The sequence below is a fragment of the Rugamonas violacea genome, assembly GCF_016461825.1.
In the GTDB taxonomy this organism is placed as follows: Bacteria; Pseudomonadota; Gammaproteobacteria; order Burkholderiales; family Burkholderiaceae_D; genus Rugamonas.
The window spans coordinates 28,000-40,350 of sequence record NZ_JAEMNU010000099.1; the positions used below are offsets into that span (position 1 = coordinate 28,000).

Annotated in this window: 10 protein-coding genes and 1 pseudogene; 7 read left to right on the forward strand and 4 right to left on the reverse strand. The window is 68.7% G+C overall.

What is annotated here, in order from left to right; translation table 11 throughout:
- Nucleotides 1-282 precede the first annotated feature (282 nt).
- From H7U20_RS18720 to H7U20_RS18730, 4 genes and pseudogenes are all read left to right on the forward strand, one after another.
- Nucleotides 283-1,359, forward strand: a pseudogene (locus H7U20_RS18720) (sigma-54 interaction domain-containing protein); the annotation flags it as partial.
- A gap of 21 nt (nucleotides 1,360-1,380) precedes the next feature.
- Complete coding sequence (locus tag H7U20_RS30955; RefSeq protein WP_370593188.1) at nucleotides 1,381-1,548, forward strand: helix-turn-helix domain-containing protein; 168 nt, start codon at nucleotides 1,381-1,383, stop codon at nucleotides 1,546-1,548.
- Between the two features lie 44 nt (nucleotides 1,549-1,592).
- Nucleotides 1,593-2,303 carry a hypothetical protein gene (locus H7U20_RS18725; protein ID WP_199760660.1) on the forward strand — a complete coding sequence of 237 codons (711 nt, stop codon included), beginning with the start codon at nucleotides 1,593-1,595 and terminating at the stop codon, nucleotides 2,301-2,303.
- A 69-nt stretch (nucleotides 2,304-2,372) separates the two neighbouring features.
- A complete protein-coding gene (locus H7U20_RS18730) occupies nucleotides 2,373-2,681 on the forward strand; it encodes an MTH1187 family thiamine-binding protein (RefSeq protein WP_199760661.1) in 309 nt (102 codons plus the stop codon).
- Nucleotides 2,682-2,896: 215 nt separating this feature from the next.
- On the opposite strand, the gene H7U20_RS18735 is transcribed toward H7U20_RS18730, so the two are convergent.
- Both H7U20_RS18735 and H7U20_RS18740 read right to left on the reverse strand, forming a co-directional pair.
- On the reverse strand, nucleotides 2,897-4,861 hold the full coding sequence (locus H7U20_RS18735; protein WP_199760662.1) for an ATP-binding protein: 1,965 nt from the start codon (nucleotides 4,859-4,861) through the stop codon (nucleotides 2,897-2,899).
- Nucleotides 4,858-5,436: a YfiR family protein gene (locus H7U20_RS18740; protein WP_199760663.1), complete on the reverse strand. Its 579-nt coding sequence runs from the start codon at nucleotides 5,434-5,436 to the stop codon at nucleotides 4,858-4,860. The genes H7U20_RS18735 and H7U20_RS18740 overlap by 4 nt, the downstream gene beginning before the upstream one ends.
- Nucleotides 5,437-5,744: 308 nt before the next feature.
- Between H7U20_RS18740 and H7U20_RS18745 the strand changes: the two genes are divergently transcribed.
- Together H7U20_RS18745 and H7U20_RS18750 are read left to right on the forward strand one after the other, a co-directional pair.
- Nucleotides 5,745-7,838 carry a TonB-dependent receptor plug domain-containing protein gene (locus tag H7U20_RS18745; protein WP_199760664.1) on the forward strand — a complete coding sequence of 698 codons (2,094 nt, stop codon included), beginning with the start codon at nucleotides 5,745-5,747 and terminating at the stop codon, nucleotides 7,836-7,838.
- Nucleotides 7,822-9,126, forward strand: a complete 1,305-nt coding sequence (locus H7U20_RS18750; protein ID WP_199760665.1) for an ABC transporter substrate-binding protein — start codon at nucleotides 7,822-7,824, stop codon at nucleotides 9,124-9,126. Before H7U20_RS18745 ends, H7U20_RS18750 begins: the two co-directional genes overlap by 17 nt.
- An 8-nt stretch (nucleotides 9,127-9,134) precedes the next feature.
- Here the strand turns inward: H7U20_RS18750 and H7U20_RS18755 are convergent, their stop codons facing one another.
- Together H7U20_RS18755 and H7U20_RS18760 are read right to left on the reverse strand one after the other, a co-directional pair.
- A complete protein-coding gene (locus H7U20_RS18755; protein ID WP_199760666.1) occupies nucleotides 9,135-10,571 on the reverse strand; it encodes an NAD(P)-binding protein in 1,437 nt (478 codons plus the stop codon).
- Between the two features lie 3 nt (nucleotides 10,572-10,574).
- The gene (locus H7U20_RS18760; protein ID WP_199760667.1) at nucleotides 10,575-10,997 is read right to left on the reverse strand and encodes a hypothetical protein; all 423 of its coding nucleotides are present in this window, start codon (nucleotides 10,995-10,997) and stop codon (nucleotides 10,575-10,577) included.
- A gap of 238 nt (nucleotides 10,998-11,235) precedes the next feature.
- On the opposite strand from H7U20_RS18760, the gene H7U20_RS18765 reads away from it, so the two are divergent.
- Nucleotides 11,236-12,276: a zinc-dependent alcohol dehydrogenase gene (locus H7U20_RS18765; protein ID WP_233410888.1), complete on the forward strand. Its 1,041-nt coding sequence runs from the start codon at nucleotides 11,236-11,238 to the stop codon at nucleotides 12,274-12,276.
- The last annotated feature ends 75 nt before the right edge of the window (nucleotides 12,277-12,351 follow it).

Consider the following 12,351-nt stretch of genomic DNA (forward strand, 5'->3'; position numbering starts at 1 on the left):
CGGGATGTTGTATCAGGATCGCAGCAGCCAAGGGCGGTGTCACTGCCATTTTCCTTGGCGGTGGCAGTAATTTGGCAGTGCCATTGACAGTGTGGCAGCGATGGCGCACAGTGGCGGGCATTGTCTGGAGAGTCCATGTCGCGCACCATCCCCATCGTCCCGGCCGCCGTCGCCCGCGCCGCACACGCCGCCCGCGCCAGCGCCGCCGGTCCGGCGGCTGGCTCGCCCGTGGGCGCCCAGTTGCAGGCGCTGCTGTCGTACCTGGAGCACGAGGCGCAGCCGATGATCGTGCTCGACACGGAGTACAACATCCTCGCCGCCAACACCGCCTATCAACGCCAGTTCGCCAGCGTCGACCAGCCCTACATCGGCCACAAGTGCTACCGCATCTCGCACCACTACGATCTGCCCTGCGACCAGGCCGGCGAACACTGCCCGATGACGCGGGTGCGCGAGTCGCACGGGCCGGACCGCGTGCTGCACATCCACCACACGCCGCGCGGACCGGAACACGTCGAGGTTGAACTGCGGCCGATCCTCGACAGCGCGGGCGCGATCTGCGCCTACGTCGAGCGGCTGGTGCTGGTGCGCAGCGCCTCGGCGCGGCCCAACGGCGCCGGCCTGGTGGGACGCTCGCCGGCCTTCAATCAGGCCATCGCCGCGCTGCAGCGGGTGGCGCCGGCCATGCTGCCGGTGCTGCTGTTGGGCGAGTCCGGCACCGGCAAGGAGCTGTTCGCCCGCGCCGTGCACGAGGCCAGCGCGCGCGCCGGCGGCCCCTTCGTCGTGGTCGACTGCTCCGGCCTGACCGAGACCTTGTTCGAGAGCGAACTGTTCGGCCACGAGAGGGGCGCCTTCACCGGCGCCAGCGCACGCAAGCAGGGCTTGGTGGAGACGGCCCAAGGCGGCACGCTGTTCCTCGACGAGATCGGCGACGTGCCGCTGGCGATGCAGGTCAAGCTGCTGCGCCTGATCGAGAGCGGCACCTACCGACGCGTCGGCGGCGTTGAGAGCCTGCGCGCCGACTTCCGTCTAGTGGCCGCGACCCACAAGCCGCTGCCGCGCATGGTGGAGGAGGGCGTCTTCCGCACCGACCTGTACTATCGCATCAGCGCCTTCCCCATCCACTTGCCGGCGCTGCGCGAGCGGCGCGACGACATCCCGTTGCTGGTCAACTCCTTTCTGCAGCATGTCGAACCGGGCCGGCGTGCGCTGGCCATCACGGCCGAGGCGATGGCGCAGTTGCAGCGCCACGCCTGGCCGGGCAATGTGCGCGAGCTGCGCAATGTGCTGGAGCGGGCGCGCCTGTTCAGCGACGACGGCGTGATCCGCAGCGCCCAGCTGCCGCCCTTGAGCGGCTTGCCGGTGCGGGCGGCGCCGGCCGTGCCGGATGCGCTGGCGCTGACGACGGCGCATCACAGCATCAACGGCGGCGCCGCGCTGGAGCAGGCGGTACTTGATTTTCGCGGCACGCGGCGCGCGCTGGCCGCACACCTGGGCCTGAGCGAGCGCACGCTGTACCGGCGCTTGAAGGCGCTGGGACTGGCCTGAGGCGAGCAGCGTATCCATCGAATTTTTAGAAGTGAAAGCGGACTATGACAATGATTGAACTGGAATTTCGGGCCACCACCGAGCAGGCCTGCGACTGGCTGGCGCAGCAGACCGCCACGCCGTGGACCCTGGCGCGGTTGATCGAGAGCGAATTGATCCCCTACGTCTGGCTGGACTACGACGCCGCCTATCCCGACCTGTTCGGCGATGCCAATGGCGGTTACGCGGCGCCGATTTTCTTCGAGGGTGACACGCAACGGCTCGCCGCCGGCAGTGCGGACGTGCTCATCACCACCACCAAGGACGCCTACAAGATCGTCACCAAGCTGCCGGAACCTGGCTTCCGCCGCGAGCTGCACGAGCTGCGCTTCCAGAAGCGCGACCTGGAGCGGCTGGCCGCCAAGCTCAAACGCGAGGCCGAGCCGGTGCCGGTGAAGGTCGAAGCGGCCAAGGAGTCGCAGGCCGGCATCAACCGCGAGCAGGTGCTGGCGGCCTTTGCCGGCATGGCACGGCTGGATCTGGAGCAGGCCTTGACCGATGCGCTGGGCATCTTCAGCGACGACGGCGCGCGGGTGAAAAGCAGCGTCAAGAAAACCAAGAAGAACGCGGTGTGGAATCCGATCACGCTGGCGTTGGGCTTGAACGACGTTTACCGGGTGCCGATCTCGCGGCTGAAAAAGGCCTTCCAGCAGCACGAATTCCTGCACGAGTGGGTGCCGGAGTGGGAACAGTCGCTGGCGCTGCTAGGCAAGTAGGGCGTTCGCGCCGCATTGATGGAACCGCGCGGCGGCCGCCGCGCGGAACACTTTGTTGAGAGGTTTACCATGGTTTTGCTTGAATTTTCAATGTCGCCGATGAGCCAGGGCGAAAGCGTCAGCCGCTACGTGGCGCGCTCGCTGGACATCATCGACAAAAGCGGTTTGCCCTACCAGTTGACGCCGATGGGCAGCATCATCGAAGGCGAATGGGCCGAGGTGATGGCCGTCGTCACCGCCTGTTTCGAGGCGATGGAAACGGACTGCGAGCGCATCAGCACGCAGATCAAGATCGACTACCGCGCCGGCCCGGCCGGTCGTTTGAAATCGAAGGTCGATGCCGTTGAAAGCATACTCGGCCGCAAGCTGTCGACTTGATTGTTATTAAAACTGAGTGACCTGATATATGGCCGCATCGAATAAGCCGTCGTTCCGCATCGGCGGACCGCCGCATCGGCGGACCGCCGCGTAGGCGGGAACCCATGCTGCGCTAAACAAGATGCGACGTATAGGTTCCCGCCTGCGCGGGAACGACAATTTGGCAGTTTTTCGACGTGTCTATATGCTCGGGAGTTCCGCGCTGGCCGCGCCGCTCAGGCCTTGACGGGCAGCGTCAACACGAAGCGGGTGCCCACGCCCTGGGTGCTGTCGACCTCGATCTTGCCGCCCAGCAGGCCGTAGACGATGTTGTAGACGATGTTCAGCCCAAGTCCCGAGCCGCCCTTGCCCAGCTTGGTGGTGAAGAAGGGGTCGTAGATCCGCCCCATGTTCTCCGGCGCGATGCCGCCGCCGTTGTCGCTGACGCAGACCTCGATCATGCCGCCGTCGAGCTGGCGCGCCGTCACCAGCACCTCGCCGCTGTCGTGGCCGTCGAAGGCGTGGCTGAGGGCGTTGTTGATCAGGTTGATCATCACCTGGCCGAAGGGGCCGGGATAGCTGTCCATCTCGATGTTCAACGGCACCTCCTGGCGCACCGTGATGCCGCTTTTCTTGAAACTGGGCAGCAGCACCAGCAGGATCTCGTTGACCACGTCGTGCAGTTGGAACAGGCGGCGCTGCGAGGTGGTGCGGTCGACCGCCACCTGCTTGAAGCTGGCCACCAGGTCGACGGCGCGGTGCAGATTGCGCAGCACGATCTCGCCGCCGGCGCCGACGCTGTCGACGAAGGCCAGCAGCGCGGAACGCTTGAGCCCCTCGGCGCTCTGCTTGGCGAAGCTGTTGGTCTGGTCGATCAGGGTGCTGACGGCGAGCAGGCTGTTGCCGATCGGCGTGTTCAACTCGTGCGCCACGCCGGCCACCAGCGCGCCCAGCGCGGCCAGCTTTTCGCTGCGCACCAGCTCGTCCTGCGCCAGTTGCAGCGTGGCCAGCGAGTCGGCCAGCTCGGCGTTGGCGTGCAGCGTCTGCTCGGTGCGCACCTGCACCAGCTCCTCGAGCCGGTCGCGGTACTGCAGCAGCTCGACCTCGCCCTTCTTGCGCTCGCTGATGTCGGTCGACACGCCGCAGATGGCCCAGCTCTGGCCGTGTTCGTCGAACAGGGGGAACTTCTCGGACAGGTAGGTCAGCGGCACGCCGGTGCTGTCGGGCACCACCTCCTCGTAGGTGACGGCCTGGCCGCTCTGGCGCACCTGGCGGTCGTTCTCCAGGATCACGCCGGTGCTGTCTTCCGGGAAGAGCTCGGTGTCGCGCCGGCCGATCGGCTCGGGCGTGCCGGGCGGCAGGATCTGGCGGAAGCGCTGGTTGACCAGCAGGTAGCGGCCGTCGAGGTCCTTGACGTAGATGATGGCCGAGGTCTTCTCGATGATGCTGTTGAGCAGTGACTGGCTGCGCCGCAGTTCGGCCTCGCGCGCGGCGATGGTGGCGAGCATGGTGTTGAAGGCTTCGGCCAGGCGGCCCACCTCGTCGTGGGCGACGACCGGGGCGCGCAGGTCGAAGCGCTGCTCGCGGGTGACGCGGTCGGCCACGCGCGACAGCGCCAGCAGCGGCCGGGTCACCAGGCGGCGCAGGCTGAAGGCGTGCAGCAGGCTGCCGACGAACAGGGTCAGCAGCACCACCGCCAGCACCAGGCCGTACTGGCGCAGGCGGGCGCCCAGCGGCGGCATGGCGTAATCCACCTCGAGGTAGCCGACCACCTCGCGCTCGAAGCGCACCGGCACCAGCATGGCCAGAAAATCGCCGTGGAAGCGGTGGCCGAGGTTGGCCAGGTCGGCCGGCCATAGGCAGGGCGTGGCGCCGCCCCGGCTGTACTGGGCGAACAATTGGCGGCGCGCGTCGAACAGGCAGGCGCCGTGCACGTCCGGGCTGCCGCGCAGCGCCGCCAAGGTGCGCTTGGCGGCGCCGCGGTCGCCGAAGTTGAGGTCGACGTCGAGGTTCAGCGTGACCAGTTCCATGCGGCTGGCCAGGTCCTGCACCAGGCGCGGCCGCACCGCCAGCACGTCGTAGGAGGCCAGGCTCAGCAGGGCGGCCAGCATGGCCAGGCTCGCCGTCAGCACCGACACCAGCAGCAGCTTGCGTTGCAGCGCCAGGTCGCGCAGCGGGACCAGGGCGGGCCGCCCGCTCATTTGGCGGCGCCGCCGACGACGCGCTCGGCCAGGCCGAGCACGCGCGGATTGAGGCCCATGCCGGAATGCTTGGCGGCCGTCAGGTTGACTTCGAAGCGGATGCTGCCGTCGACCAGCAGCAGGTTGATCATGCCGCCGTCGTTGAGGAAACCGGCCGAGTCGCCGATGGTGAGCACGGCCTGGTCGCGCAGGCGCGCCAGCAGGGCGGCCTGGCGCGGCTTTTCGGCGGCGCTGATGTAGAGGGCGTGGCAGGCGGCGGCCTCCTCGCCGCGCGAGATGGTGCGCAGCTCGAGCGGGCGGGCGCCGGCGGCGCGGCTGTGCAGTTCGCGGCCGATCTCGGCGCTGCCCTGGCCCAGCAGGCACACCACCAGCGGCGCGCGCGGGTCGGCGAAGGAGGCGGCCGGCCAACTGGCGTAACGGGTGAAGTTGAGGATGTAGGCGGCCTTGATCTGCTGCTCGGGCAGGGCGGCCAGCTCGTCGCCGCGGGCCGCCATGGGGGGCGCCGCCAGCGTCGCCGCCAGCAGCCAGGCCAGCGGCCCGGCCCTCGTCCGGTGCGCCACGGCGGCCGCGCTCATCGTGGGACGGCGCGGCGTTGCGGGCGTGGCGGGGCGGCGCCGTCGCGGCGCGCGGCGTGCGACGACAGCCTCGGCATCTTGCCCTCCCTTCACGCAGGACTCGGTTGGCGGCGTTGAAAATGCTTCTTGGCCGCAACTTACTTTAAAGATTCTAGCCGAATCGTCCAGCCGTGAGTGGACATTTTTGTCGGCCGGCGCGGGCGCGCCGCCGGTGTCGCAAATCGTTCCCAAAAGACACGACCGTGCTTGTGATGCGGCGCGAATTGGGGAATACTTTGTGCAGCGGACCGCAACCGGGGAGGGCGCGCATGGCGAACGGCACAGCAGGCAGGCAGACGGCGCGGGCGCCGCGGCGCCAGCCGTCGACGATCCCGCTGTGTCTGGCGCTGGCCGCGCTCCTGGCGCCGCCGGCGCGCGCCCAGCAGGAGGCCGACTTCGACCTCAGCCTGGAACAGCTGCGCAACGTCAAGGTGCTCACCGCCACCAAGACCGCCACCCCGCTGTACGCCACGCCGGCCGTGGTCACCCTGATCACCGCCGACGACATCGCCCGCTACGGCTACCAGAGCGTGGCCGAGGCGCTGTCCCACGTCGCCGGCTTCGTCGAGAGCGACGACCGGCTCAACCACAACTTCGGCGTGCGCGGCATCAACGCCGGCGCCCAGTCGGCCAGCCGTTCGATCAAGCTGCTGCTGGACGGCCAGGCGATCGCCTTCCGCAGCACGCAGCAGCAGTGGAGCGGCCTCGAACTGGTGCCGATGAGCATGGTCGAGCGCATCGAGGTGGTGCGCGGCCCGGTGTCGGTGCTGTACGGCGCCGACGCCTTGCTGGGCGCCGTCAACATCATCACCCGCCGCGACGGTGCCGCCCAGCGCCTGGCGCTGGGCCACGAGTGGGGCCGCGACGGCCGCTCGGCCACGCTGCTGTCGGGCAGCGGCACGATCCAGTTCGACCAGCACGCCGTGGCCTGGGGTTTCCAGGGCGCGCAGGAGGACCGCGCCGGGCTGGCCTTGCCGCGCATCTCGCCCGACTACGCGCGCTTCGCCAGGACGGCCGCCGCGCCGGAGGACGCCAGCGCGCCGCGCAGCCTGTATCTGCGCGACCTGTGGAAGGGCCGGCGCGACGAGCTGCAGACCAGCCTGTTCTGGCAGCGCCAGGACAGCGACAACGTCTTCGCCAGCCTGAACCCGCTGCTGCGTCCGCCCAGCCACGTCACGCTGGAGCAGGGCTTCGTGCGGCTGAACTACAGCCACGCGCTGAGCGAGCAGAGCACGCTGCGCGCCAGTCTCAGCTATGGCCAGGGCAGCCCGGCCGCCGGCGACCTGTTGCGCACCGGCGCCGCCGACTACTATCTGGTGCGCAGCTTCGGCTACAAGGCGCTGGACGGCGGCGCCGAGTGGTTGTGGCAGCCGGCTGCGCAGAGCAGCCTGCTGCTGGGCATCGACCTGCTGCGCGACCGCGAGACGCTGGAATCGTTCCAGCGCCACAGCCTGGTCGACGGCAGCGACTTCCAGCTCAGCGAGCCGGGCCGGCGCACCCTGCGCAACACCGGCCTGTACGCGCAGTGGCAGTTCGGCCTGGGCGCCAACTGGCAGGCGATCCTGGGCGGGCGGCAGGACCGCCACGGCGTCTACGGCAGCCAGCGCTCGCTGCGCGCCGGCCTGGTCGGCACGCTGCCGGGCCAGTGGGGCTTGAAGCTGCTGGGCGGCACGGCCTTCCAGGCGCCGTCGGCCGAACTGCTGTACCGCACCGCCGTGCAGCCGGGCGACCTGCGCGGCAACCCCGAGCTGGCGCCGCAGAAGTCGAAGACCCTGGAGGCGCAGCTGAGTACGCCGCCGTCGGCGCACTGGAACGCCACGCTGGCGCTCTACCACACCAAGGTCAGCGACCTGGTCACGCTGGAGCAGGCCTTCTTCAACGTGGTGGCGCGCAACAGCAGCGACAGCACCGTCAACGGCGCCGAGCTGGAACTGCGTTACCAGCGCGACTGGTTCAACGCCTACGCCAACCTGAGCCGCGCCAACACCCAGCGCGGCCTCAACCGCTACACCCTGGCGCCGCTGGCGCAGCGGCCGGGCGGCGAGCTGTTCCCCAGCAACAGCGCCAACTTCGGCGCCAGCGCCAGCCTGCTGGAGCAAAGGCTGACGCTGAGCATCGACAACCGCTATGTCGGCGCGCGGCCGGCCGCCACCGCCAACGTGCTGCTGGCCAACCAGGACTACCAACTGGCGGCCTATGTGGACACCACCTTGACGGCGCGCTGGAGCGTCGACAAGCACGCGCAGCTGCGCCTGCAGGTGCGCGACCTGCGCAACAGCCGCTACGTCGATCCCGGCGTCGGCGGCATCGACTATCCTTCGCTGGGACGGCGCTATGGGCTGCAATATGAATACCGTTTCTAGGGGCGGCCGGCGCGCCGTGCCGGTGCTGCTGGCCGCCTGCGCCCTCGCCAGCTGCGGCGGCGGGAGTGGCGGCGGCGACGCGACGACGCCGCTGCCGGCCAACCCGCTGCAGGCGATGCTCGATCCGAACGCCATCAACATCGCCTCGGTCGGCTGGCGCACCTCGACGCGCGACGCCTTCCTGCTGGCGGCCAAGCAGATCAACGAGGCCGGCGGCGTGCTGGGCAAGCGCCTCAACGCCATCGCCCTGGTGGCGCGCGACAACGCCGAGGCGCAGGACATGGGCGCCCAGCTGATCGCCGCCGGCGTGCCCATCCTCAACGTGTCGACCTCGACCCGCGTGCTCAACCTGCTGCCGCTGGCGCTGGCCAAGGGCGTGCCCATCCTCACCGAGTCGAGCTCCTCGCCGACGCTGACCACCCTCGCCGACGCCGACCTGGTGTTCCGCGTCGGCGTCTCCGACGTCGACGCCACGCCGGTGCTGGCCAAGGTGGCCTTCGACGCCGGCAAGCGCCGCGCCGCGGTGCTGGTCAACGAGGGCGACGCCTTCGGTGCCGGCCTCAACAGTCTGTTCACGCCGGCCTTCCGGGCGCTGGGCGGGCAGGTGGTGGCGACGGTGGCCATCCCCTTCGGCCTGAAGAGCGGCTTCGCGCCGTATCTGCAGAAGGTGTTCGACGCCAAGCCGGACGTGGTGCTCAACGGCATTCTGGCGGCCGACATCTCGGCCAACGTGCTCAACGAAGCCTTGCCCTACCAGTACGCCGGCCTGTGGCTGCTGCCCGGCACGGCGGCCGGCAACCAGACCTTCATCGACAACCTGGCCGATCCCGGCAAGGTGGCCGGCGCCGCCAGCGGCTCGGCCGCCACCATCGGCCTGTACGGCAACGCCTCCTACCAGTTCTTCCGCCGCAGCTATATGGCGCAGTACGGCGGCGAGCCGCAGGACTTCACCGCGCCGACCTACGACATCGTGATGGTGATGGCGCTGGCGATCGAGCGCGCCGGCCTGGTCAACGGCAGCAAGAACCCCAGCGGCGCGATGATCCGCGACAGCCTGCGCCAGGTGATGAACGCGCCGGGCCGGAAGGTCGGGCCGGAGGACATCGCCGGCGCGCTGAGCCTGGTGCGGCAGGGCCAGGACGTCGACTACGCCGGCGCCTACGCCGACATCGACTGGGACGAGCACGGCGACATCGTCGGCCAGGTGCCGTTCACCGTGTTCCGCCTGGACGCCGCCGCGCGCCTGTGGGACGCCTCGCGGCAGATCGTCATCGGCCTGCCGCGCTGAGGCCGGGATCAGAAGAAGGGCAGCGGGATCTGCGCCATGCTGGTGCGGCTGGCCAGCGCCTTGTTCTTCAAGCCCAGCAGTTGTTTGACGGCGGTGGTGTCGCGGTTGACGCCGAAGCGCACCGCCACCACCTCGAATTTCTTGCGCTCCTGCCCCATCGGGTTTTTCGTGTCGGCGACGACGATGTCGTAGATGCCATGGCTGACGCTGCCGCTGCGCGCCTCGCGCATGAAATGGATGGCGAAGGGCAGGCGGCCGTCGAACTCCTCGGTCGATTCGCGCCGGCAGGTGTTAAGCAAGTGCAGCATGAAGCGGTTGAGCAAATACGCCTTGCCGAAATACGCCTCGCGGCAGAACAATTCGACCCTGCCGCCGCCATCCGGTTTCACACCGGCGGCCACCGCCCGCCGCACGCAATAGTGCATCGCCAGGCGCTGCGCCACCTCGCGGCATTGACTGTCGATCTGCCGCCAGATGTCGTGGCTGGCGCTGGGTAGGGTCCAGGTCGATTCCAGGCGGTGCTGCTGCTCGATCGACAGCAGGTAGGCGTACTCGCGTTCGAGCAGCACGCGCACGGCGTGGTCCTGCTTGAGCGCCTCGATGAACGCCAGCGGATGGTTGAATATGCTCAGCACGCGGAGGAAATCCTGCATGGCGCCGTCGCCGCCGCCAAAAATGCCGACCTGTTTGGTGTTCACCGCCGGTTGCCAGAGCGTGTCGTCCTTCCAGAACTTGATGCCCTCGACGCCCTCGACCAAGGTGCAGTTCTCCCGGCCCATGCCGGCGGCGAGGATGACGAAATCGGGCCGGATGTCGACGTCGGCGACGCTGCCGTCGGGCCAATGGCGCGCCGCCTTGAACTGCCCGGCCAGCGGCTTGCGCCCCTTGATGAAGGCAAGGACATACTGCCTGACCTGCGCGGCGGGCAGCGCCATCAAGAACTCCGGGTGCGGCTGGGCGGGCGTGGCCGGCGCGGCCAGCCGATCGCGCAGCCAGGTGTCGAGCTTGTCGGCCAGCACGTTCGAGGCCATCGGTTCGAGGGCGCGCCAACCGAACTCGGTGCGGAAGAATTTCGACATGGTTTTCGCGTCCGGCCAGTCCAGCGGCGGGAAGTGTTGCAGCTCGCTGAAGGCGGCCGGCCATTCGTACATATACGGTCCGACATAGCGGTGCGCGCTGACGTGTTGAAGCTGGAACGGCCGCTCGTTGCGGTCGACGCACACCACGCGGATCTCGTGTTTGGCCGCTTCCACCGCGGCGCAGGCGCCGGCGATGCCGGCGCCGACGATGAGGATCTCGCGGCAGGGTTCTTTGGAATGGACCAGATCGCGGATCAGCAGTTTGGCCCGGACCATTTGATCGCGGATGCTGACGTTGCTCAGGCCGGAAGACAGGTCGAAGGTGTTGTAGGCGCATTTCAACGCTAGCAGGGACAGGGTATTCATCGTTTATTCGAACTCTTCCAGCGCGGCGTCCAGGGTCAGGTCGAGGTCTTCCTCGCTGTAGGCAAATAGGATGGGGTGGGCCAGCACCTCGCCCAGGCCCGAGCCGCCGTCGCCGTCGCCGGCGCCGCCATCGGGTGGGCCGGGGGGCTGGTTGCCGGGCGGCGCGGCGCCCAGCGCGACGACGCCGTCGTTCAGCCATATGACCTTGAGGTCGGCCAGTTCCTGCATCAGTGGCGCCAGTTTTCGCTCCAGAGCATGGATGGCCTCCCGCTCGAACTGGTCGTCGCGGGCTCTCGTCACCGGCAATTTCCCCGGCTCGCCTTCGCCGGCGAGCAGTCGCCGCGCCAGCTCTGGCAGCGCGACGGGCCGGCCATCAAGCCCGGCCAAGAGGCGCAGGATGCCGACGATGTAGCTCTTCGATTTCATACGCCATCCATGTATCAATTGATTATCTTGCCAATTATCCATGAAAAATCCAACATTGCTGGAAATTGTGCCGGGGCCAGGTGGCAGCGATCATATGGTGATTTGATGTGGATCAAATACAACGCCCTTGCGCAATCGTCATAATGGATGCGTATCAAGTTGGCGCCGGGCGGATCGTGTCTTGCCGCCGCGCCCGATTGGCCGGAGCGTGTTCCGGCCGCCCCCTTGAAAGCAGCCAATGAGCACCACCACCACCATGCATGCCGCCGTCGTCGAAACCCTGGGCCAGCCGCTGGCGCTGCGCGAACTTCCCATCCCCGCCGTCGGTCCCGGCCAGATCCTGGTCAAGACCGAGGCCTGCGGCGTCTGCCACACCGACCTGCACGCCGCCAATGGCGACTGGCCGGTCAAGCCTGGCCTGCCCTTCATCCCCGGCCACGAGGGCATCGGCCTGGTGGTGGCCTTGGGCGAGGGCGTCACGGCCGTCAAGCTGGGCGAGCGCGTCGGCGTGCCTTGGTTGTTCTCCGCCTGCGGCCATTGCGAGCATTGCCTGACCGCTTGGGAAACCGTCTGCGGCGAGGCCCAGTTCGGCGGCTACACGCGCAACGGCGGCTTCGCCGAATACATCCTGGCCGACCCGACGTATGTCGCCCGCATCCCGGCCGGCCTGTCGGCCGCCGACGCCGCGCCCATCATCTGCGCCGGCGTCACCTGCTACAAGGGCATCAAGGAAAGCGGCGCCAAGCCGGGCCAGTGGATCGCCATCTCCGGCGTCGGCGGTCTGGGCCACCTGGCCATCCAGTACGCGCTGGCGATGGGCTTGCGGGTTTGCGCCATCGACATCGACGACGGCAAGCTGGCCCACGCCAGCCGCCTCGGCGCCGAGCTGGTGTTCAACGCCAAGCGCGGCGACCCGGTCGGCGACTTGCGCCTGGCCACCGGCGGCGGCGCCCACGGCGTGCTGATCACGGCGCCGTCGCTGAGCGCCTTCCAGCAGGGCGTGGCGATGACGCGCAAACGCGGCACCTGCGTGCTGGTCGGCCTGCCGCCGGGCGAATTTCCGACGCCGCTGTTCGACGTGGTGGCCAACTGCATCACGATCCGCGGCTCCTTTGTCGGCACCCGGCAGGATATGGCCGAGGCGCTGGCCTTCGCTGCGGCCGGCAAGGTCAAGGCCGACTACGAGCTGCAACCTTTGTCGGCGATTAACAACGTGTTCGAGCGCTTACAGAGCGGCCGTGTGCCGTCGCGCGTCGTGATCGATTTCACCGCCCCTTGAAGCGGAGAGCGGTTCGCAGAGCGGCCCGGAGGGCGGTCCGGACGGGCGATAGCCTGGCTTAATCGGGCTGGCCGG

Coding starts and splice junctions, on each gene's coding strand:
- H7U20_RS18725 (WP_199760660.1), top strand. CDS start 1,593: ATGACAATGATTGAACTGGAATTTCGGGCCACCACCGAGCAGGCCTGC.
- H7U20_RS18730 (WP_199760661.1), top strand. CDS start 2,373: ATGGTTTTGCTTGAATTTTCAATGTCGCCGATGAGCCAGGGCGAAAGC.
- H7U20_RS18735 (WP_199760662.1), bottom strand. CDS start 4,861: ATGAGCGGGCGGCCCGCCCTGGTCCCGCTGCGCGACCTGGCGCTGCAA.
- H7U20_RS18740 (WP_199760663.1), bottom strand. CDS start 5,436: ATGAGCGCGGCCGCCGTGGCGCACCGGACGAGGGCCGGGCCGCTGGCC.
- H7U20_RS18745 (WP_199760664.1), top strand. CDS start 5,745: ATGGCGAACGGCACAGCAGGCAGGCAGACGGCGCGGGCGCCGCGGCGC.
- H7U20_RS18750 (WP_199760665.1), top strand. CDS start 7,822: ATGAATACCGTTTCTAGGGGCGGCCGGCGCGCCGTGCCGGTGCTGCTG.
- H7U20_RS18755 (WP_199760666.1), bottom strand. CDS start 10,571: ATGAATACCCTGTCCCTGCTAGCGTTGAAATGCGCCTACAACACCTTC.
- H7U20_RS18760 (WP_199760667.1), bottom strand. CDS start 10,997: ATGAAATCGAAGAGCTACATCGTCGGCATCCTGCGCCTCTTGGCCGGG.
- H7U20_RS18765 (WP_233410888.1), top strand. CDS start 11,236: ATGAGCACCACCACCACCATGCATGCCGCCGTCGTCGAAACCCTGGGC.